Annotated in this window: 21 protein-coding genes, 1 other RNA gene and 1 riboswitch; of the genes, 17 read left to right on the top strand and 5 right to left on the bottom strand. The window is 67.4% G+C overall.

Annotated elements, in window-relative coordinates; all coding sequences use genetic code 11:
- The first annotated feature begins 77 nt into the window (after nucleotides 1-77).
- The 3 genes from ABH915_RS15915 (at nucleotide 78) to ABH915_RS15925 (ending at nucleotide 1,733) form a co-directional block, all read left to right on the top strand.
- Entirely contained in the window at nucleotides 78-905 is an 828-nt protein-coding gene (locus tag ABH915_RS15915) for a DUF4097 family beta strand repeat-containing protein (protein ID WP_018775289.1), read from the top strand.
- Nucleotides 905-1,543, top strand: coding sequence for a PadR family transcriptional regulator (locus tag ABH915_RS15920; protein ID WP_370123070.1), 639 nt, complete (start codon nucleotides 905-907; stop codon nucleotides 1,541-1,543). Before ABH915_RS15915 ends, ABH915_RS15920 begins: the two co-directional genes overlap by 1 nt.
- Before the next feature lie 115 nt (nucleotides 1,544-1,658).
- The gene (locus tag ABH915_RS15925) at nucleotides 1,659-1,733 is read left to right on the top strand and encodes a 50S ribosomal protein bL37 (RefSeq protein WP_104061284.1); all 75 of its coding nucleotides are present in this window, start codon (nucleotides 1,659-1,661) and stop codon (nucleotides 1,731-1,733) included.
- Nucleotides 1,734-1,820: 87 nt separating this feature from the next.
- Here ABH915_RS15925 and rsrA read toward each other — a convergent pair whose 3' ends face one another.
- Together rsrA and ABH915_RS15935 are read right to left on the bottom strand one after the other, a co-directional pair.
- Nucleotides 1,821-2,081, bottom strand: coding sequence for a mycothiol system anti-sigma-R factor (gene rsrA / locus ABH915_RS15930; RefSeq protein WP_018775287.1), 261 nt, complete (start codon nucleotides 2,079-2,081; stop codon nucleotides 1,821-1,823).
- The gene (locus tag ABH915_RS15935; RefSeq protein ID WP_018775286.1) at nucleotides 2,078-2,830 is read right to left on the bottom strand and encodes a sigma-70 family RNA polymerase sigma factor; all 753 of its coding nucleotides are present in this window, start codon (nucleotides 2,828-2,830) and stop codon (nucleotides 2,078-2,080) included. Before ABH915_RS15935 ends, rsrA begins: the two co-directional genes overlap by 4 nt.
- A gap of 248 nt (nucleotides 2,831-3,078) precedes the next feature.
- Here ABH915_RS15935 and ABH915_RS15940 point away from each other — a divergent pair, with 248 nt between their 5' ends.
- The 14 genes from ABH915_RS15940 to ABH915_RS16005 all read left to right on the top strand — a co-directional run bounded on the left by ABH915_RS15940 (nucleotide 3,079) and on the right by ABH915_RS16005 (nucleotide 14,475).
- On the top strand, nucleotides 3,079-3,627 hold the full coding sequence (locus tag ABH915_RS15940) for a DoxX family protein (protein ID WP_018775285.1): 549 nt from the start codon (nucleotides 3,079-3,081) through the stop codon (nucleotides 3,625-3,627).
- 7 nt (nucleotides 3,628-3,634) lie between these two features.
- The gene (aroA, locus tag ABH915_RS15945) at nucleotides 3,635-5,023 is read left to right on the top strand and encodes a 3-phosphoshikimate 1-carboxyvinyltransferase (protein ID WP_370123075.1); all 1,389 of its coding nucleotides are present in this window, start codon (nucleotides 3,635-3,637) and stop codon (nucleotides 5,021-5,023) included.
- Nucleotides 5,007-6,122: a ribosome small subunit-dependent GTPase A gene (locus tag ABH915_RS15950; protein WP_018775283.1), complete on the top strand. Its 1,116-nt coding sequence runs from the start codon at nucleotides 5,007-5,009 to the stop codon at nucleotides 6,120-6,122. Before aroA ends, ABH915_RS15950 begins: the two co-directional genes overlap by 17 nt.
- Before the next feature lie 76 nt (nucleotides 6,123-6,198).
- Entirely contained in the window at nucleotides 6,199-7,029 is an 831-nt protein-coding gene (gene hisN / locus ABH915_RS15955) for a histidinol-phosphatase (RefSeq protein WP_370123078.1), read from the top strand.
- Nucleotides 7,030-7,208: 179 nt separating this feature from the next.
- Nucleotides 7,209-7,322, top strand: a riboswitch (SAM riboswitch).
- Nucleotides 7,323-7,356: 34 nt separating this feature from the next.
- Complete coding sequence (locus ABH915_RS15960) at nucleotides 7,357-8,820, top strand: aminotransferase class V-fold PLP-dependent enzyme (RefSeq protein WP_370123081.1); 1,464 nt, start codon at nucleotides 7,357-7,359, stop codon at nucleotides 8,818-8,820.
- A gap of 80 nt (nucleotides 8,821-8,900) precedes the next feature.
- Nucleotides 8,901-9,677 carry a class I SAM-dependent methyltransferase gene (locus ABH915_RS15965; RefSeq protein ID WP_370123083.1) on the top strand — a complete coding sequence of 259 codons (777 nt, stop codon included), beginning with the start codon at nucleotides 8,901-8,903 and terminating at the stop codon, nucleotides 9,675-9,677.
- A gap of 166 nt (nucleotides 9,678-9,843) precedes the next feature.
- Nucleotides 9,844-11,133: an Nramp family divalent metal transporter gene (locus ABH915_RS15970; RefSeq protein ID WP_026538451.1), complete on the top strand. Its 1,290-nt coding sequence runs from the start codon at nucleotides 9,844-9,846 to the stop codon at nucleotides 11,131-11,133.
- A 16-nt stretch (nucleotides 11,134-11,149) separates the two neighbouring features.
- Nucleotides 11,150-11,863: a metal-dependent transcriptional regulator gene (locus tag ABH915_RS15975; RefSeq protein ID WP_370123086.1), complete on the top strand. Its 714-nt coding sequence runs from the start codon at nucleotides 11,150-11,152 to the stop codon at nucleotides 11,861-11,863.
- Nucleotides 11,864-12,313, top strand: a complete 450-nt coding sequence (locus ABH915_RS15980; protein WP_370123089.1) for a CrcB family protein — start codon at nucleotides 11,864-11,866, stop codon at nucleotides 12,311-12,313.
- A complete protein-coding gene (locus tag ABH915_RS15985) occupies nucleotides 12,313-12,681 on the top strand; it encodes a CrcB family protein (RefSeq protein WP_370125023.1) in 369 nt (122 codons plus the stop codon). Before ABH915_RS15980 ends, ABH915_RS15985 begins: the two co-directional genes overlap by 1 nt.
- Nucleotides 12,682-12,768: 87 nt before the next feature.
- Nucleotides 12,769-13,140: a hypothetical protein gene (locus ABH915_RS15990; RefSeq protein ID WP_018775275.1), complete on the top strand. Its 372-nt coding sequence runs from the start codon at nucleotides 12,769-12,771 to the stop codon at nucleotides 13,138-13,140.
- A 47-nt stretch (nucleotides 13,141-13,187) separates the two neighbouring features.
- On the top strand, nucleotides 13,188-13,322 hold the full coding sequence (locus ABH915_RS15995) for a hypothetical protein (RefSeq protein ID WP_018775274.1): 135 nt from the start codon (nucleotides 13,188-13,190) through the stop codon (nucleotides 13,320-13,322).
- A gap of 304 nt (nucleotides 13,323-13,626) precedes the next feature.
- Entirely contained in the window at nucleotides 13,627-14,091 is a 465-nt protein-coding gene (locus tag ABH915_RS16000) for a DUF6325 family protein (RefSeq protein WP_018775273.1), read from the top strand.
- Nucleotides 14,092-14,130: 39 nt separating this feature from the next.
- Nucleotides 14,131-14,475, top strand: a complete 345-nt coding sequence (locus ABH915_RS16005) for an SHOCT domain-containing protein (RefSeq protein ID WP_370123094.1) — start codon at nucleotides 14,131-14,133, stop codon at nucleotides 14,473-14,475.
- A gap of 140 nt (nucleotides 14,476-14,615) precedes the next feature.
- Here the strand turns inward: ABH915_RS16005 and ssrA are convergent.
- The 3 genes from ssrA to ABH915_RS16020 form a co-directional block, all read right to left on the bottom strand.
- Nucleotides 14,616-14,984: a transfer-messenger RNA gene (gene ssrA / locus ABH915_RS16010) on the bottom strand.
- A gap of 111 nt (nucleotides 14,985-15,095) precedes the next feature.
- Entirely contained in the window at nucleotides 15,096-15,566 is a 471-nt protein-coding gene (smpB, locus tag ABH915_RS16015) for an SsrA-binding protein SmpB (RefSeq protein WP_026266743.1), read from the bottom strand.
- 113 nt (nucleotides 15,567-15,679) lie between these two features.
- On the bottom strand, nucleotides 15,680-17,083 hold the full coding sequence (locus ABH915_RS16020; protein WP_370125024.1) for a peptidoglycan DD-metalloendopeptidase family protein: 1,404 nt from the start codon (nucleotides 17,081-17,083) through the stop codon (nucleotides 15,680-15,682).
- Nucleotides 17,084-17,104 lie beyond the last annotated feature (21 nt).

Consider the following 17,104-nt stretch of genomic DNA (forward strand, 5'->3'; position numbering starts at 1 on the left):
CAAGCGCGATATATCGTGAATTCATAGTCGCGATATATCGTTAGTTGTCCAGCCCCTTTCGCCTTTCCGGAGGAACCATGTCAGAGAACACGTGGACCGTGACCGGCCCGCAGACCATCGACGTCGACGGCGTCCACTCCCTCAAACTCGGGATTGTCCGCGGCCGCTTCGACATCGTCACCCATGAGGAGGACGTTGCCAGGATCGAGGTCTCCGAAATCGAAGGCGATCCCCTGTCCGTTTCGGTCGTCAACGGCCGCCTGGAAGTCCGCCACCAGCTGCACGGCCCCCAGGGCTGGTTCAAGAACCTGATGAGCACCGTCAACAACGGCAGCAGCAACTCGGTGGTCATCAGCATCGCCCTGCCGGCCGGCGTCGAGGTCGAGGCCGGGACGGTGAGCGGCGACGGCATGGTTTCCGGACTCAGCGGCCACACCCGGCTCAACACCGTCTCGGGATCCGTGCTGGCCGACGGCACCTCCGGGAACCTGTCAGTCAACACGGTCAGCGGCGAGGTGATTGCCCGCAACCACCGCGGCGTCCTGACCGCCAAGAGCGTCTCCGGCGAAGTAACGGCCTCGGGGGAATTCAGCAACATCCGCGCGAACACCGTCAGCGGCGACCTGAACTTCGACCTGCACGGCTTCACCCATGACTTCGGGGCCAATTCGGTCTCCGGCGACGTCACCATCCGGCTTCCGCACGACATCGGGGTGGACATCGTTGCCAAGTCCGCCAGCGGCGCGGTGGTCATCGACGACACGAGGTACGTCCAGCCCGGCGGCACCGTGCAGACCATCGCGGGACCGGACGCCAAGCTGATGCTGGTCCGGACGAACTCGGTCTCGGGAAAAACTTCGCTCTTCCACGGCCAGCCCAGCCCGGACACCGAAACGGCCCTCTGATGCCTCCCGTCTTCGCCCACGGGGCGCTGCGGCTGTACCTGCTCGCCCTGCTCGAAACGGGCCCCAAGCACGGCTACGAGCTGATCAAGGCGCTCAGCGAGCGTTTCGGCGGCACGTACTCCCCCAGTGCCGGGACCATCTACCCGCGCCTGGGCAAGCTTGAAGAGGAAGGGCTCGTGGCCACCCGCACCGAGGGCCGCCGCACCAACTACAGCATCACCCCGGCCGGTCTCACGGAACTGAACAGCCGGCGGGACGAACTCGCCGGCGTCGAGAACGACATCTCGGCGTCAGTCCGCCGGCTTGCCGACAACCTGCGCCAGGACATCCGCGTCAACATGCGAGGCCTCCGGGCCGACCTTGCGGCGACGGCGGAGGCGGCCCGGACCTCGGCCCGCGCCGCGGGTTCTGCCGGCGGGACAGGCACTGCCGGCGGCGCGGGCAGCCCGTGGTACTCCCCGGAGGGCGAACGGCGGCTGAAGGAGGCGGAAATGCTGGTGCAGGCGTTCCGCGATGACATGCGGGTGGAACTGCGGCGCCACGCCGGAAGCCATCCGGTCACCGCCGTCACGCTCGAAACAGTCAGGACCGTGCTGGACCAGGCCCGGATCTCGATCCGCAATTCGTTGGACGGCTGAGATCGGGCCCAACCCGTCACGGCCCGTAGCGCGGGTTCCCCGGTTCGCGGCGGGTGCCGCGATGTGGGAGACTTGAGGGCAGCTCTTTTGAGTACCAAGATTAAGGAGGCCAGCTATGAGCAAACGTGCACGTAAACGTCGTGACCGTAAGCGTGGCGGCGCGAACCACGGTAAGCGCCCCAACGCCTAAGCAAAGCTTGGAATGACAGCTTTAAACGAATGACCCCGGAATCCGCACGGATTCCGGGGTCATTCGTTTATGCCGGTACGGGCCGGCTCAGGCTTCCACGGTCCGGATCGAGTGAATCCGGTCCAGGATGGAGTTCTTGAGGTTTTCCGGAGCCGCTTCGGTGCACGAACGCTTGACCATCACGCGGATGACACATTCGAGGTCATACTGCTCCAGGCACTCCGGGCAACTGTCCAGGTGGTCCTTGATCTCTGCGATGTCCGCACGCGTGAGCGCACCATCCAGATATTCATAGATACGTTGCATCCGGGCGTCATCGCAATCGCCCAGTCCCTGGCAGTCGCTCATTTCCTGTTCTCCTGTTTGTTGCTGTCGGCCGCGGCGCTTGACTCGGTGGCGGCCCTGAATCCTCGTTCGGCGGCATAGTCCGCCAGCATGTCCCGCAGCATCTTCCGGCCGCGGTGCAGCCGGGACATGACGGTCCCGATGGGGGTGTTCATGATGTCTGAAATTTCCTTGTACGCGAAACCCTCGACGTCGGCGAAGTACACGGCCAGCCGGAACTCCTCCGGAATCGACTGGAGGGCGCGCTTCACATCCGAATCGGGCAGGTGGTCGAGGGCCTCGGCCTCCGCCGAACGCAGTCCCGAAGACGTATGCGACTCGGCGCGGGCCAGCTGCCAGTCCTCGATGGTGTCCGAATTCGACTGCAGCGGCTCGCGCTGACGCTTCCGGTACAGGTTGATGTACGTGTTGGTGAGGATGCGGTACAGCCAGGCCTTCAGATTGGTTCCGGGCTTGTACTGGTGGAACGCGGAGAACGCCTTTGTATACGCCTCCTGGACCAGGTCCTCGGCGTCGGAGGGGTTCCTGGCCATCCTCATGGCCGCCGAATACAGCTGGTCCACGTACTGCATCGCGTCACGTTCAAAGCGCACCCGGCGCTCTTCCGCGGACTCGGTGGAGACATCAAGGGGCTTCCCGTCCACCTCGGTCTCCAAGGCCGCGGACGCGCCGGCATCAGGTGTCTTGGTGGGCGTGGCGTCGTTTCCGGCAACCTCGTGCATGGCCGCAACGGCCGGGTCCATGGTGCTCATTGCGTTCAAGTCTACTGTCACCTTCCGCCGGGCACCCGGAACCGCCGGAAGCGCGAGGGTCCATGATTGCCCGGAACCGGCTTCCGGTTCCGCCCTGTCTTTGACCAGAGTCAAATCTCCGCCTTCGTTAGCCTGCTGGGATCTGCCTTTCACAACCACGTCCTGCGGGCAAATATTCCGCAAAAGTGCAAGACTAGAACCGGTTCTCCCGCAGTGAAGCCGCTGTTCGTCCATCCAGGAGGAAATTCATGTCGTTTGTCCGCTTTCTCGCCCGGCCCATGCTCGCTTCCAGTTTCGTCCTCGCCGGCATGGACAAGCTCAAGAACGCGGATGACACTGCGGCCCAGCTGTCGCCCCTGTTGCGCCGCACGGCCGACGCCCTGCCGTTCCAGCCGAATGAAAAAGTCGTGGCACGCGTGATCGGCGGCACCCAGATCGGTGCCGGCCTCTGCTTCGCCCTCGGCAAATCCGCCCGGCTGGCGGCCACCCTGCTCGCCGTCATTTCGATCCTGAACGGCTACGTCGAATGGCGCAGCGCGGACATCTCCTCGAAGGAAGCCCGCGACGCCCGCCGCAAACAGCTCCTGAAAAACGTCTCCCTCACCGGCGGCGTGCTCCTCGCCGCGGTCGATACCGCCGGCAAGCCCAGCCTGGCCTGGCGCGCCGGGCACCTGGCCGCGGATGCCAAGAAGAGCGCCGGACACCTCGCCGCCGATGCCCGCAAGACCACCAACAAGCAGCTGAAGAAGGCCGACAAAGTCGTCCGCAAGGCCGTAGACCACTCTGCCGGAGCCTAAGACGGTAATGACTGGCACCACCCCCTCAGCAGCCGCCCCGTCCCACCCTGCCAACGGCGGTCCGCACTGGTCCGCCCCCTTCGCCGCACGGCCCGTCGATGCCACGGTCACCGTTCCGGGATCCAAGTCCCTGACCAACCGGTACCTCGTGCTCGCCGCCCTCGCGGACGGGCCGTCCCGGCTGCGGGCCCCACTCCACTCCCGCGATTCCGCGCTGATGATTGAGGCCCTGCGGCAGTTGGGGGCCACCGTTACGGAGGTTCCCGGCGACGGCGCCTTCGGCCCCGACCTGGAAATCGTCCCGATCAGCATGGACGCCGCCGCGGCGGACACGGCGATCGACTGCGGCCTGGCCGGCACGGTCATGCGCTTTGTGCCTCCGGTGGCGGCGCTGCGCCGCGGTGAGGCCCGTTTCGACGGCGACCCGCACGCCCGCAAACGCCCCATGGGCACCATCATCGAGGCCCTGGCCGGCCTGGGTGTGGCCGTGACCGCGCCCGACGGCGGTCCGGCGTCGTCATTGCCGTTCACCGTCCACGGCACGGGCGAGGTGCGCGGCGGCCACCTGATCATCGATGCCAGCGCTTCGTCCCAGTTCGTCTCCGCCCTGCTGCTGGCCGGGGCACGCTTCACCGAAGGACTCCACCTCGAACATGTCGGCAAGCCCGTGCCGAGCCTGGACCACATCAACATGACCGTGGCCGTGCTGCGCGGCGTGGGCGTGGCGGTCGATGACTCGGTGCCGAACCACTGGGTTGTCTCCCCCGGCCCGATCCGCGCCTTCGACGTCCGGATCGAGCAGGATCTCTCGAACGCCGGCCCGTTCCTCGCGGCGGCCCTGGCCACCGGCGGCACCGTGCGGATCCCGAACTGGCCCGCGGAAACCACCCAGGTCGGTGATCTCTGGCGCGGCATCCTGACCGCCATGGGCGCCACCGTGACAGTGGACGACGGCACCCTGACCGTCAGCGGAGGGCCGGAGATCAAGGGCGGCGACTTCGACGAGACCAGCGAACTCGCCCCCACCGTGGCCGCACTCTGCGCCCTCGCCGCCGGCCCCTCGCGGCTCAGCGGCATCGCCCATCTCCGCGGCCACGAAACGGACCGGCTCGCCGCCCTCGTCGCCGAAATCAACCGCCTCGGCGGCGACGCCGAAGAGACCGCCGACGGCCTCATCATCCGCCCGGCCGCGCTGCACGGCGGCGTAGTCCACAGCTACGCGGACCACCGCATGGCAACCGCCGGCGCCATCCTCGGCCTTGCCGTACCCGGCGTGGAGGTCGAGGACATCGCAACCACGGCCAAGACCATGCCCGATTTCCCGCAACTCTGGGAAGCGATGCTGGCACAGGGACCCGCCGCAGATGAGGACACCGCCGGTGGCACGCAGCACTGATTCCTGGGACGAGTCCGACGTCCGGATCCGGCCGAACAAGAAGGGCACCCGCCCCCGCACCAAGGACCGGCCCAGCTACGACGACGCCGTCACCGGACGCATCATCACCGTTGACCGCGGCCGCTACACCGCCGTCGTCGGCGAAGGAACCCCGGACGAACGCAAGATCATCGCGGCCCGCGCCCGGGAGCTGCGCCGCAACCCCGTGGTTGCCGGCGACTTCGTCTCCCTGGTCGGCGACGTCACCGGCGAGCCCGACACCCTCGCGCGTCTGGTCAAGATCCAGGACCGCAAGACACTGTTGCGCCGCAGCGCCGACGACACGGACCCGATCGAACGCGCCGTCGTGGCCAACGCCGACCAGCTGGTGGTGGTGGTCGCCGCCGCCAACCCCGAGCCGCGGACCGGTTTCATCGACCGCGCACTGGTGGCCGCATACGACGCCGGCATCGAGCCGCTGCTGCTCGTCACCAAGGCCGACGTCAAGGATCCCGCCGAACTGCTGTCCAACTACCAGCACCTCGATTTTCCCGTCATCATCTCCAAGACCGCGGACTCCGCCGCTTCCGGCATCGACGCCCGCTCCGACGACGGGCTCTCCGCCCGGCTCGACAAGGACGCGGTGTCCCAGCTGCGCGACTACCTCGACGGCAAGGTCACCGTGATGCTGGGCCATTCCGGCGTCGGCAAGTCCACCATGGTCAACGCCCTGACCGGGGCCGAGCGGGCCACGGGAGGCGTGAATGCGGTAACCGGCCGCGGCCGCCACACGTCCTCCTCGGCACTGGCGCTGAAGGTCAACGATGCCCCGGCGGGCAGCTGGATCATCGACACCCCCGGCATCCGGTCCTTCGGCCTGGCCCACGTGGACCCGGACCGGATCCTCCGTTCCTTCCCGGACCTGGAACCGGGAACCGATGATTGCGAACGCGGCTGCAAGCATGACTCCACCGCCGTCAACTGCGGCGTCGACAAGTGGGTGGCCGCCGGGCACGCGGGGCCCTCGGGACCGGCCAGGCTCGCGTCCCTGCGCCGGCTGCTGGGCACGGACCCGCGGATGGAAGCACAGGAAACCAAGGAACTGGGCACCGTCTCCTAGCCGGCCCGGCAACCGGGCTGCGGCGCCGTGCCGCGGCCTCCCGCCCGGCAGCCCGGTTTGACGGTAGTTTGGAACCATGAGCCAACCCGCTTCGAGCTACAACGATGACCTGCGCCTTGCCCATGTACTGGCAGATTCGGTCGATTCCCAGACCATGAGCCGCTTCAAGGCGCTCGACCTTCGGATCGAGACGAAGCCCGACCTCACACCCGTCACCGATGCCGACAAGTCCGCGGAAGAGGCCATCCGCGGCCAGCTCTCCCGGTCACGTCCGCGGGACGCGGTCCTGGGCGAGGAATTCGGCAGCTCGGGCCACGGTTCCCGCCGGTGGATCATCGACCCGATCGACGGCACCAAGAACTTTGTCCGCGGCGTCCCGGTCTGGGCCACCCTGATCGCCCTCGTCGATGAGGGCGAACCGGTGGTCGGCGTCGTGAGCGCGCCGGCACTGGGCAAGCGCTGGTGGGCCGCCAAGGGTGCGGGCGCCTACACGGGCCGCTCGCTCGCCGCCGCCACACGCTTGAAGGTATCCAATGTCTCCAATCTCGAGGACGCCTCGCTGTCCTACTCCAGCCTTGGCGGCTGGAAGGAACGCGGGAATCTGGATGAGTTCCTGGGCCTGACCGAGGAAGTGTGGCGGACCCGCGCCTACGGTGACTTCTGGTCCTACTGCCTCGTGGCCGAGGGTGCCGTGGACATCGCCTGCGAGCCCGAGCTGAACCTCTACGACATGGCCGCCCTGGTGCCGATCGTGACCGAGGCCGGCGGCCGCTTCACCTCGCTCGAGGGAGAGGACGGACCCTTCGGCGGCAATGCCCTGGCCACCAATTCGATCCTGCACTCGGAAGTCCTCAAGCGGCTTAACCCCGGTCTCGACGACCTCTTCCCGGCTCACCCCAACAACTGAACCGAACCACTGATCCAAGCCCCTGGTTGATCGAACAAACGGCGGCGGCCGACCCCCATTGCGGGGCCGCCGCCGCCGTTTGTTCGGCCACAGCGCGTTGTGGCCGCGCCCGTAATAATCCGCTTCACAATCGGCGCCCGCCTTTTCCCCGGCTGCGCGGATGTCCTACGCTCGATGCAGGTCACGAGTGCCAGCGCTAAACCCCGGTTTGCTGGCCGGCAACCCTCCAGTCGCGGTGGGGTGCCCCGGGTGACGACCTGGCCGGTCCGGAACGGACCCGGCAAGCGCGGATTCCCACGGTGTGGGGTCCTGTTCGAGTGAGGTCCCATGACAACTGCCATTTTCCCCGTCGCCCCCGAATTCCATGCCGCCGGTGCAGAACGGTCTGCAGGGCAGGCTGATGGCCGCCTCGCCCTCGCGGCCCGCCCGCTGGCCGCCGTTACCGGGGCGGAAATCCAGGCGCCGCTGATCACCGGCGGCCACACCCGCTACGCCAACCTCGACTACGGCGCCTCCGCCCCGGCCCTGTCCGTGGTCTCGGCCTACCTGAACGAAATCCTGCCGTACTACGCCAGCGTGCACCGCGGCGCCGGCTACGCATCGCAGATCAGCACGTCCGTCTACGAGAACGCCCGGGACATCGTGCGGGACTTCGTGGGCGGCCGGCCGGACGATTCCGTGATCTTCACCCGCAACACCACCGATTCCCTGAACCTGCTGGCGGGCTGCCTGCCGCTGCGCGACGGGCGGCCCGCGGGCGAGGTCGTCTACCTCGACATCGAGCACCACGCCAACCTCCTGCCCTGGCAGAATGTCCCGCACCGCAGCGTCGTGGCCGCCCCCACCCTCGCGGCCACGGTGGACCGCCTGCGCGAGGAGCTGGCGCGCGGCGATGTCAGCCTGCTGGCCATCACCGGCGCTTCCAACGTCACCGGGGAGATCCTGCCGATCCGGACCCTGGCCGCGCTGGCACACGAATACGGCGCCAGGATCGTTGTCGACGCCGCGCAGCTGGCCCCGCACCGGCGGATTAACATCGCCGCGGACGGCGTCGACTACCTCGCCTTCTCTGGGCACAAGCTGTACGCCCCGTTCGGCGCGGGCGTGCTGGTGGGCCGGACGGACTGGCTCGACGCCGGCACCCCACACCTGGCCGGCGGCGGCGCTGTCCGCGACGCCCGGCTCGACTCCGTCAGCTGGACCACGGGACCTGCCCGGCACGAGGGCGGCTCGCCTAACGTCCTTGGCGCGGCGGCCCTCGCCCGTGCCACCCAGGTCATTGCGGCCCTGGACCAGGAGCAGTGGCAGGCCCACGAGGACGCCATCCGGTCCTTCCTCGTCGAAGGCCTCCAGGGCATCGACGGAGTAACCGTGCACCGTATCTTTGCCGATTCGCCTTCCGTTTCTTCCCCCGAAGGCGGCCAGGCAGGCCCCGGCACGATCGGCGTCGTGAACTTTTCCGTGGAAGGCTTCGACGCCGGGCTGGTGGCCGCCTACCTGTCGGCCGAACACGGCATTGGCCTGCGCGACGGCCGATTCTGCGCCCACCCGCTGCTCAAGCGGCTCGGCCTGCCCGCCGGCTCCCTGCGGGCCAGCTTCGGGCTGGGCTCGCGGCTGGAGGACGCCGAACGCCTGCTGGCCGGCCTGCAGCAGCTGCGGCAGAACGGACTCGGCTGGGATTACGTGGTGGACGCCGGCCGCTGGGTGCCGGCCAACGACACCCGCAGCTACCCCCACTGGGCGCCGAACACCCCGGGCACCGCCGGCGCCGCGCCCTGCACCCTCGACTAGCGCAGGATCAGGGCCCGGCGAGGGTGCGGTAAATTCGAAAGGTACCTGAAACAAGCAGGACCTTCCGAAGGAGATCGCACGTGGCAAGCGCCGGCCCCAGGCTGCACAGTGGACCCAAGCTGCAGAGCGGGCGGCGCCAGGAACTCGGACAAAGCTTCCAGGACGGCGGGGAACACTATGAACGCGTCCGCCCCGGCTATCCGCAGGAGTCCGCCGGCTGGCTGGTCCCGGCGGGGGCCAGGGACGCCGCGGACATTGGCGCCGGCACCGGGAAGTTCACTGCGCTCCTGGCAGAACGCGGACTGGACACGGTGGCTGTGGACCCCTCTGCCGACATGCTGGAGCAGTTGCGCCGGACCCTGCCGGACGTCATCGCCATCGAGGGCAGCGCCGAGGACACGGGTCTCGAGCCGGAATCCTTCGACCTCGTCACGGTCGCCCAGGCGTGGCACTGGTGCGATCCTGGCCTGGCCAGCATCGAGATTGCCCGGATCCTGCGGCCGCACGGAGTGCTGGGCCTGATCTGGAACCAGCTGGACACCAGCGTGCCCTGGGTGCACCGCCTCTCCCGGATCATGCACGCCGGGGACGTCCTCAAACCACACTTCCGCCCCGCTGTGGGCCCCGAGTTCACCGGGCTGGAGAGCCACCTGACGCGGTGGGAGGATTCCGTCACCACGGAGGACATCCAGGAGCTGACCAAATCCCGCAGCTACTACCTCGCGGCATCGGACTCCACCCGGGCCAAGGTCATGGCCAACCTCACCTGGTACCTGCACGAGCACCTGGGGCACACCCCAGGCGACGTGCTCCAACTGCCTTACCTCACCCAGACGTGGCGGGCATTCCGGGCCTGATGCCCGTTCCCCCCGGATTCCCGGATTGCATGCAAGGCCCCGCCGGGCTTATTGTTTCGGTATGCCTAATAATTACTTGTAGGCAGATGGAACTTTGACGCCGGCTGTTTTCCAGCCGGCGCCGATCATCGCGTCAACGCGGACGCGCCAATCACAGGAGCTGGCAGTGCTGGAGGTAAAAGGACACGGGCAACCGGCGCAGGACGTCGCCCCCACCTACAAACACCCGGGTGCCCGCAGGGCGCTGATCGGCCTGTTGGGGCCGGCGTTCGTGGCATCGATCGCCTACGTGGACCCCGGAAACGTGGCCGCCAACCTGACCGCCGGCGCGCAGTACGGCTACCTGCTGGTGTGGGTCCTCGTGGCCGCCAACGTCATGGCCGTCCTCGTCCAGTACCAGTCCGCCAAGCTCGGGATCGTGACGGGCAAGAGCCTTCCGGAGATCCTTGGTGAACGGCTTAAGCCGTTCTGGCGCCGCGCTTTCTGGGTGCAGGCCGAAGTTGTCGCCGCCGCCACCGACCTCGCTGAGGTAGTGGGCGGCGCTATCGCCCTGTACCTGCTTTTCGGCCTCCCGCTCCCCCTTGGCGCCTTGATTGTCGGTGCCGTTTCCATGCTCCTGCTCGCCGTCCAGGCCCGGCAGAAACAGCGGCCGTTCGAATTCATCATCATGTTCCTGCTCGGCATCATCACTATCGGCTTCCTGGCCGGGCTGTTCATCAGCCCGCCAGATCCGGGGGCCGCCCTGGCCGGGCTCATGCCCGGCTTCCAGGGCCCGGACACTGTCCTGTTGGCCGCCAGCATGCTCGGGGCCACCGTCATGCCGCACGCCATCTACGTCCACTCGGCCCTGTCCCGGGACCGGCACCGGCCGGACGAACACCTGCATGTTCCCCCGGCGGCCATCGCGCGCCTGGTCCGGGCCACCCGGTTCGACGTCGTGGCCGCACTCGCGATCGCCGGACTGGTCAACATCGGCATGCTGCTCCTGGCCGCCTCCACCCTCGGCGGCGAAGAGGGCACGGACACAATCGAGGGCGCGCACGCCGCCATCACCGCCAACCTCGGCCCGATCGTCGGCGTGGTCTTTGCTGTCGGGCTGCTCGCCTCCGGCCTGGCATCGACCTCGGTGGGGTGCTATGCCGGTGGCTCCATCATGCAGGGCCTGCTCAAGATCCGGATTCCCGTCATGGCCCGGCGCGTCGTGACCCTCATTCCCGCCGTCGTGCTGCTGGCGGTAGGCTTCGACCCCACCTGGGCACTGGTCCTGAGCCAGGTCGTCCTCAGCTTCGGGATTCCCTTTGTCCTGGTCCCGCTGGTGATGCTGACCAGCAACAAGGCCCTTATGGGACGGTTTGCCGACGGCCCTGCCCTCCGAATCGCAGCCATCATCAGCGTGGTCCTCGTCGTGGCACTCAACCTGGTCCTGCTGTGGCTCACTTTCTCCGGAGGCAGCTGACGGTAGGCTTAGGTCTGTGAAGACCAGTACGCCCTCCTCCTCGATCGAGGACTACGTCAAGGTCATCTATTCGTTCACCGAGTGGCAGCACAAGCCCATCACCTCCACGCAGCTGGCGCAGCGCCTGGGCGTCGCCAACTCCTCGGTTTCGGAAATGGTCCGCAAACTCAAGGACCAAGGCCTCGTAGACCACAAGCCCTACAGCGCCGTCACGCTCACCAGCGATGGAGTCCGGCTCGCCCTGTCCATGGTCCGGCGGCACCGGCTGATCGAGACTTTCCTCGTCCGGGAGCTCGGGTACCGCTGGGACGAGGTCCACGACGAAGCCGAGCTCCTGGAGCACGCCGTCTCTGACACCTTCATTGAACGGATGGCGGCCAAGCTGGGGAACCCTACCCGGGACCCACACGGCGATCCCATCCCGGCAGCGGACGGCTCGGTGCTGATGCCCGCCGCTCACCGCCTGAGCGAACTCGACGACGGCCACACCGGCCGGATCACCCGGATCAGCGACGAGAACCCGGAACTCCTGCGCTATCTCGCCGCCGAGGACATCGACCTCGACGCCGAAGTCGAGGTCGTGGGCCGGCGGCCCTTCGGCGGCCCCATGGTGGTGCGGATCGGTTCCGCCGCGGCACCGCGCGAGTTCGATTTCGCCGACGAGGTCGCCTCGGCCCTCTGGGTCCACAGCGAAGCCGCGCACGCCGGCTGCAGCGTCACGGAGAACTGAGTGAAGGGTGCGCTGGACGAGCGCCGGGCCGGACCGCGCCCCGGCGTCCCGGGCTGGAAGGCCTGGTCCGCCGTCGCCGTCGGCGGACTGATCGGAACCGAGCTGCGTTTCGGCGCCGGCCTGATTTTTCCCGAAGGCGCCGGCGCGGTGCCGTGGACAACGTTGACGATCAATGTCTTCGGGAGTTTCGTCCTGGCCACCCTGACGACCCTCTGGATCGCGCGGCCGCAGACGGCATTCTGGCTGCGCGCCGGCATCGGCCCCGGCCTCCTGGGGTCCTTCACCACCTTTTCGGCGCTGGTGATCGCCATTGACCAGCAGATCCGCGGCGGCTTCCACGCCACGTGGCTGGCTTACCTGGGGCTCTCGCTCGTCCTGGGCCTGGGGGCGGCGGCGGCCGGCTGGAAAACCGGCAAGGCGATTGCCGACCTCCGCGGCGGTGCCCAATGATGACCGCGCTCGTGGTCGGGGCGTGCGGCGTGGCGGGAGCACTCCTGCGGTTCGCCGTCGACTCCTGGTTTGCGCACCATCAGGGCTCCCGACCGCACTGGCCCTGGGCGACGTTCACGGTCAACGTCGTCGGATCCTTCATCATCGGCTGGTCCGTCGGCCTGACCGGCCACCTGGAGCTGGGCGCCGACTGGCACGCCGCGATCGCAACCGGTCTCGCCGGGGGTCTGACCACCTTCAGCTCATGGACCACCGCGACGATCCGCCTGGTCAGCGAAGAGCGGTACCGGGCGGCGGCGCTCAACATCGGCTCGAACCTCCTCGCGGGGCTCGCGGCCGCGGCGCTGGGACTTGCCCTCGCGGGCTGAAAACCGCAGCCAGCCGCCGGTGTGTCGAGCGTTACACCGGGGCGTTCGGGTGGCTTCGGGCCGCCGTCGTTCCCGTATCGTTGAAGGATGGTTACCCGACGTGAAGCAGCCCAGATCCTCGACATTCCCCTGGAAATGGCGCACCGCCACGGCATCCCACCCCGGCTCTCCGAAGCCGAGCTCGGCGAGCTGCTGGACAACCCGCCGGCGTGGCTGGTCCAGTCCAAAGCAAACCGCACCGGCAAGCGGCCCGTCTGGGTCCAGCTCACCTGCGCCGTCTGCGGATTCTCCGAAGCGGCCCGGCCCAAAAAATGGTGGCCGGACTTCACCTATGTCTGCTGCGCGCACCACGAGGAACGCGACATCCCGGTGCTCGGGCCCGGGCTCGTGCGCAGCGTGTACGACGGCGTCGGCAGCCGTTTCGCAGGGATCGTGGACGCCGCGGTTCCGGAGGCGTAGCTTAAAAGTCGGGGCTACTCCTGGCCCCAGCCGTGAGGGAGAGCACCATGCCTGACAAGACGCCGCACCAGAGCGTGTCGAAGAAGTCGGTTAAAACCATCAAGGAAAAACGGGCAGAGAAAAAGGCGAAACACATCGTTGATGCCCACACCGACCCAGTGGCACACATCAAGAAGCGCTGAAAAATCGAGAGGCCGGAAGCCGTTGCTTCCGGCCTCTTGTTGTGTGGCCCTGACACATGCCGGAGGGATGGGGGGCTCACCCGAAATGGATGATGTGACAATCTCCGGTTGGCGCTTTAGTGGGTCTTGGGATCCAACCGCGAGGTCCGGTTCCAGCCCATGTCCGCGGGCCAGTTCCAACCGTTGAGCGGGTGCGGGCCGCCATCGGAATCATTCGACGCGGGTGGTGACGGCCCGGCGGGGACCGCCCACACTAAGACCAGTGCGCCAGACAGCGTGCTCGACACAGACCGGAGGAATACCAGTGACAACCACACCGGAGACTGAGGCCCACGGGCCGGTCGACTTCGTACTCCTGGAGTTCCCCGTATCGGGGTTAACGGGACAGGCGAGTGAGGAACTCGTTAAGCTCGTCGAGCAGGGCGTGATCCGCCTCTTCGATCTCCTCGTCGTCATGAAGAATGACGACGGATCTGTCGAGGTGCTCGAACTGACCGACCCAGGCGGTCCCGCGGCGGGGTTCTCCTACTTCGAGGGAGCCCGGACCGGGCTTTTGGGCGACGATGATATCGCCGAGGCATCGGCCGCGCTGCTCCCCGGGACGGTGGCCGCGCTGATCGTCTACGAGAACACCTGGGCCGCCCCATTCGTGGCGGCTGTTCGGGACAGCGGCGGCGAACTCATCGCGAGCACGCGGATCCCTGCGCCGGACGTGATGGAAGCACTTGATGCCCTTGACGCCGCCGCACCTCCGGTAGCCGACGCCTAAGACCTGACGCAGAACAAGAGATGTGAGAGGAGAAGAATTATGGGACTTCTTAGGGGTGTGGCACGGACGGCAGTCGTTGCCGGGACGGCCAGTGCAGTCAGCGGCCGGGTCCAGCGCCGCCAGGCCAACAAGTTTGCCGAGAAGGACGCCGCGACGGCGGCCAAGCAGCAGGAGGCCTACGATGCGCAGATGGCCCAGCAGCAGCCACCGCCGCAGGAATACCAGCAGCCTGTCTACCAGCAAGCGCCGCCCCCTCCCCCGCCCGCCGGCGGCATCAGCAACGACGCCATCCAGCAGCTCAAGGAGCTCGGGGCGCTGAAGGAGCAAGGGATCCTCACCGAAGAGGAGTTTGCGGCCCAGAAGGCGAAAGTCCTCGGCACCTGACGTTGGCGTGTTGCGTAAGGGGAAGGGAAGTGCCTGCCGGCGCTTCCCTTCCCGCTTAACGCACAAAACTCCCCGCCGGCCGAAGCCGGCGGGGAGTTCTGTGAACCCAATACGGGGTGGAGCGCCGTTGCCGGGCCCCTATGTGGAGATGGGGGGAATTGAACCCCCGTCCGATGTCGTGTTGTCAGGGCTTCTCCGGGCGCAGTTTGCGTTGGATTTTCTCGGCCCCAGCCATGCTGCAAACAGCTGGCTGATCCGGGCCCAGTCATCTAAGAGTCCCGTTTACCCCGATGACGGAGGTAAACAGCAGTGGCTATCTAAATGACGCCAGGATCCGGGGCAATAGCAACCTCGGGCTGACGGACTGTCTTACTGCTTAGGCAGCGAGAGCGAAGTCAGTGCGTTTTGATTCGGCACTTATTGGTTTGCAGACAGCGTTTACGAGATAATTCTGCATCCTCGGCCCGCTTCACCTGTCGCGACTAACATCGTCGAAACCGATCATCCCCGTATTTTTTTATCAAACCCGGACCGGACACTTTCGAATCCTTCCCGGACTACCAATCATAACGCACCGCCTCCGGGAAACATTCCCGGGGAAGGTGACAGCCTGCGGCGCGCTAGCGGCGGTTGCGTTCGCGCATGACCCGCTGGGCCTCGCGCTTGTCCTGCTGTTCGCGCAGCGTCTGGCGCTTGTCGTACTCCTTCTTGCCGCGGGCGACGCCGATTTCGACCTTCGCGCGGCCGTCCACGAAGTACAGCTGCAGCGGCACGATCGTGAAACCCGACTCGCGGATCTTGTGCGAGATCTTCGTGAGCTCTTCGCGGTGCAGCAGCAGCTTGCGACGGCGGCGCGCGGCGTGGTTCGTCCAGCTCCCCTGGTGATACTCAGGGATGTGGATGCCCTCCATCCACAGCTCGTCGTTGTAGAACGTGCAGAAGCCGTCCACCATCGAGGCATGGCCCTCGCGCAGGGACTTCACTTCGGTGCCCATCAGCGCGATGCCGGCTTCATAGGTGTCAAGGACGTGGTAGTCGTGCCGGGCCTTGCGGTTGGTGGCCACTACCTTACGGCCACTTTCTTTGGGCACGGTAGGACTCCTCGGTTTGTTGGTGGTTCACTCCGGCCAAGTGGTGCGGAGTCTTTCCAGTTTACGGCAGGGCGCCCGCCTCAGCGGATGGCCCGCCGGATGGCCCGTGCGGACTACAGCAGGTTCATCGGGTCCACGGCCCGTCCGTTGAGCCAGGTCTCGAAGTGCGAGTGGCAGCCGGTGGAGTTGCCGGTGGTGCCTGAATAGGCGATCAGCTGCCCCCGGTTGACGTGCTGGCCGACCGAGACCGCCACGGAGGTGTTGTGGTAGTAAATCGTGGTCAGCGAGTTGCCTTGGACCACCCCGTGGGAGATCTTCACGTTGTTGCCGCCGCCGTCGTTGGCCCAGCCGGCCGAGAAGACGGTGCCGGCGGCCGCGGCGTAGACCGGGGTGCCGCAGGCGGCGCCGAAGTCGATCCCGGTGTGCATGTAGCCGCCCTGGCCGTAGAAGTCGATGGTGCCCGGCGGCGTCGCACGCCAGCCGAACCCGGAGGTGATCGGAATATTGCCGGGGAACGGGTGCTGCAGCCCGAAGGCCGACGGTGAGCCCTGGGCCGGCGGGACATACGGCTGGACGGCCTGGCCCTGGGCCCGGGCGGCGGCCGCCGCGGCCTCGGCAATGCGCCGCTGCTCGGCCAACCAGGCCTCCCGCAGCTTCCGGTCGCGTTCGGCGATTTCGGCGGCCACGGCGTCCTGCTGCGCCTTGACCTGGGCGAGCTGGCTCTGGATGCCGGGCTTGGCGGCCTGGAGCTGGGCGTCGAGCCGGGTGGTGTCGGCGATCAGCTTGTCCACGGCGGCCTTCTTGGCTGCGGCCTCGTCCCGGGCGGCCTTTTCCCGGGCCAGCGCGGCGTCGGCTTTGGCCTTGAGGTCGGTGATTTCAGCCTCGACGGCGGCCAGCCGGGCCTGCGCGTTGACGTTGGTGGCGCTCTGCTGGGTGAGCTTGTCCATCGCGGAGTTCTGGCTCCGCAGGGCCTGGTCCGCGAGGTCGATGGTGTCCGTGAGGCTGCTGCCCTGGTTCGATCCGAAGAACAGGGACAGATTGGACGGGACGCCGCCGGACTTGTAGGCCTGCGTGGCGATCTGTCCGATCAGTTTCCGGGTGTCCGCGATCTTCTGCTTGTCCGTTTCCAGCTGCTGCGTGATTTTTGCCTTGTTCTGCTGTGCCAGGTCCACGCGGGCCGCGAGGGCCTGCACTTCCTGGACCGCGCCGGCCACGCGGCCCTGGGCGTCCGTGAGGGCCTGCTGGGCGCCGGGGAGCTGGCCCTGGTACAGGACCAGGTCTGCCGCGGCCTGGGCGATCCGGCCGTCCACGAATTCGAGGGAGTGCTGGACCCGTGCGGCCTCCTCGCGCAGCGCGGCCTGCTGGTCCTCGAGGTCGTCGGCGAATGCCGCCGGGCTCGAGGCCCCCATGGTCCCGGCCAGGACCAGCGCCAGGGTGGCGCCGATCATCCGGCTCCGGCGCCCCACCAGGCGGTGCCGGAGGGACTGCCGGAGGGGGCGGCGGGCCATCGGTGTCATAAGCATTCCCTTTTCGTTGCG

This window comes from Arthrobacter sp. MW3 TE3886, assembly GCF_041262145.1.
In the GTDB taxonomy this organism is placed as follows: domain Bacteria; phylum Actinomycetota; class Actinomycetes; order Actinomycetales; family Micrococcaceae; genus Arthrobacter.

Coding starts and splice junctions, on each gene's coding strand:
- ABH915_RS15915 (WP_018775289.1), top strand. CDS start 78: ATGTCAGAGAACACGTGGACCGTGACCGGCCCGCAGACCATCGACGTC.
- ABH915_RS15920 (WP_370123070.1), top strand. CDS start 905: ATGCCTCCCGTCTTCGCCCACGGGGCGCTGCGGCTGTACCTGCTCGCC.
- rsrA (WP_018775287.1), bottom strand. CDS start 2,081: ATGAGCGACTGCCAGGGACTGGGCGATTGCGATGACGCCCGGATGCAA.
- ABH915_RS15935 (WP_018775286.1), bottom strand. CDS start 2,830: ATGAGCACCATGGACCCGGCCGTTGCGGCCATGCACGAGGTTGCCGGA.
- ABH915_RS15940 (WP_018775285.1), top strand. CDS start 3,079: ATGTCGTTTGTCCGCTTTCTCGCCCGGCCCATGCTCGCTTCCAGTTTC.
- aroA (WP_370123075.1), top strand. CDS start 3,635: ATGACTGGCACCACCCCCTCAGCAGCCGCCCCGTCCCACCCTGCCAAC.
- hisN (WP_370123078.1), top strand. CDS start 6,199: ATGAGCCAACCCGCTTCGAGCTACAACGATGACCTGCGCCTTGCCCAT.
- ABH915_RS15960 (WP_370123081.1), top strand. CDS start 7,357: ATGACAACTGCCATTTTCCCCGTCGCCCCCGAATTCCATGCCGCCGGT.
- ABH915_RS15985 (WP_370125023.1), top strand. CDS start 12,313: ATGACCGCGCTCGTGGTCGGGGCGTGCGGCGTGGCGGGAGCACTCCTG.
- ABH915_RS15990 (WP_018775275.1), top strand. CDS start 12,769: ATGGTTACCCGACGTGAAGCAGCCCAGATCCTCGACATTCCCCTGGAA.
- ABH915_RS15995 (WP_018775274.1), top strand. CDS start 13,188: ATGCCTGACAAGACGCCGCACCAGAGCGTGTCGAAGAAGTCGGTTAAA.
- ABH915_RS16005 (WP_370123094.1), top strand. CDS start 14,131: ATGGGACTTCTTAGGGGTGTGGCACGGACGGCAGTCGTTGCCGGGACG.
- ABH915_RS16020 (WP_370125024.1), bottom strand. CDS start 17,083: ATGACACCGATGGCCCGCCGCCCCCTCCGGCAGTCCCTCCGGCACCGC.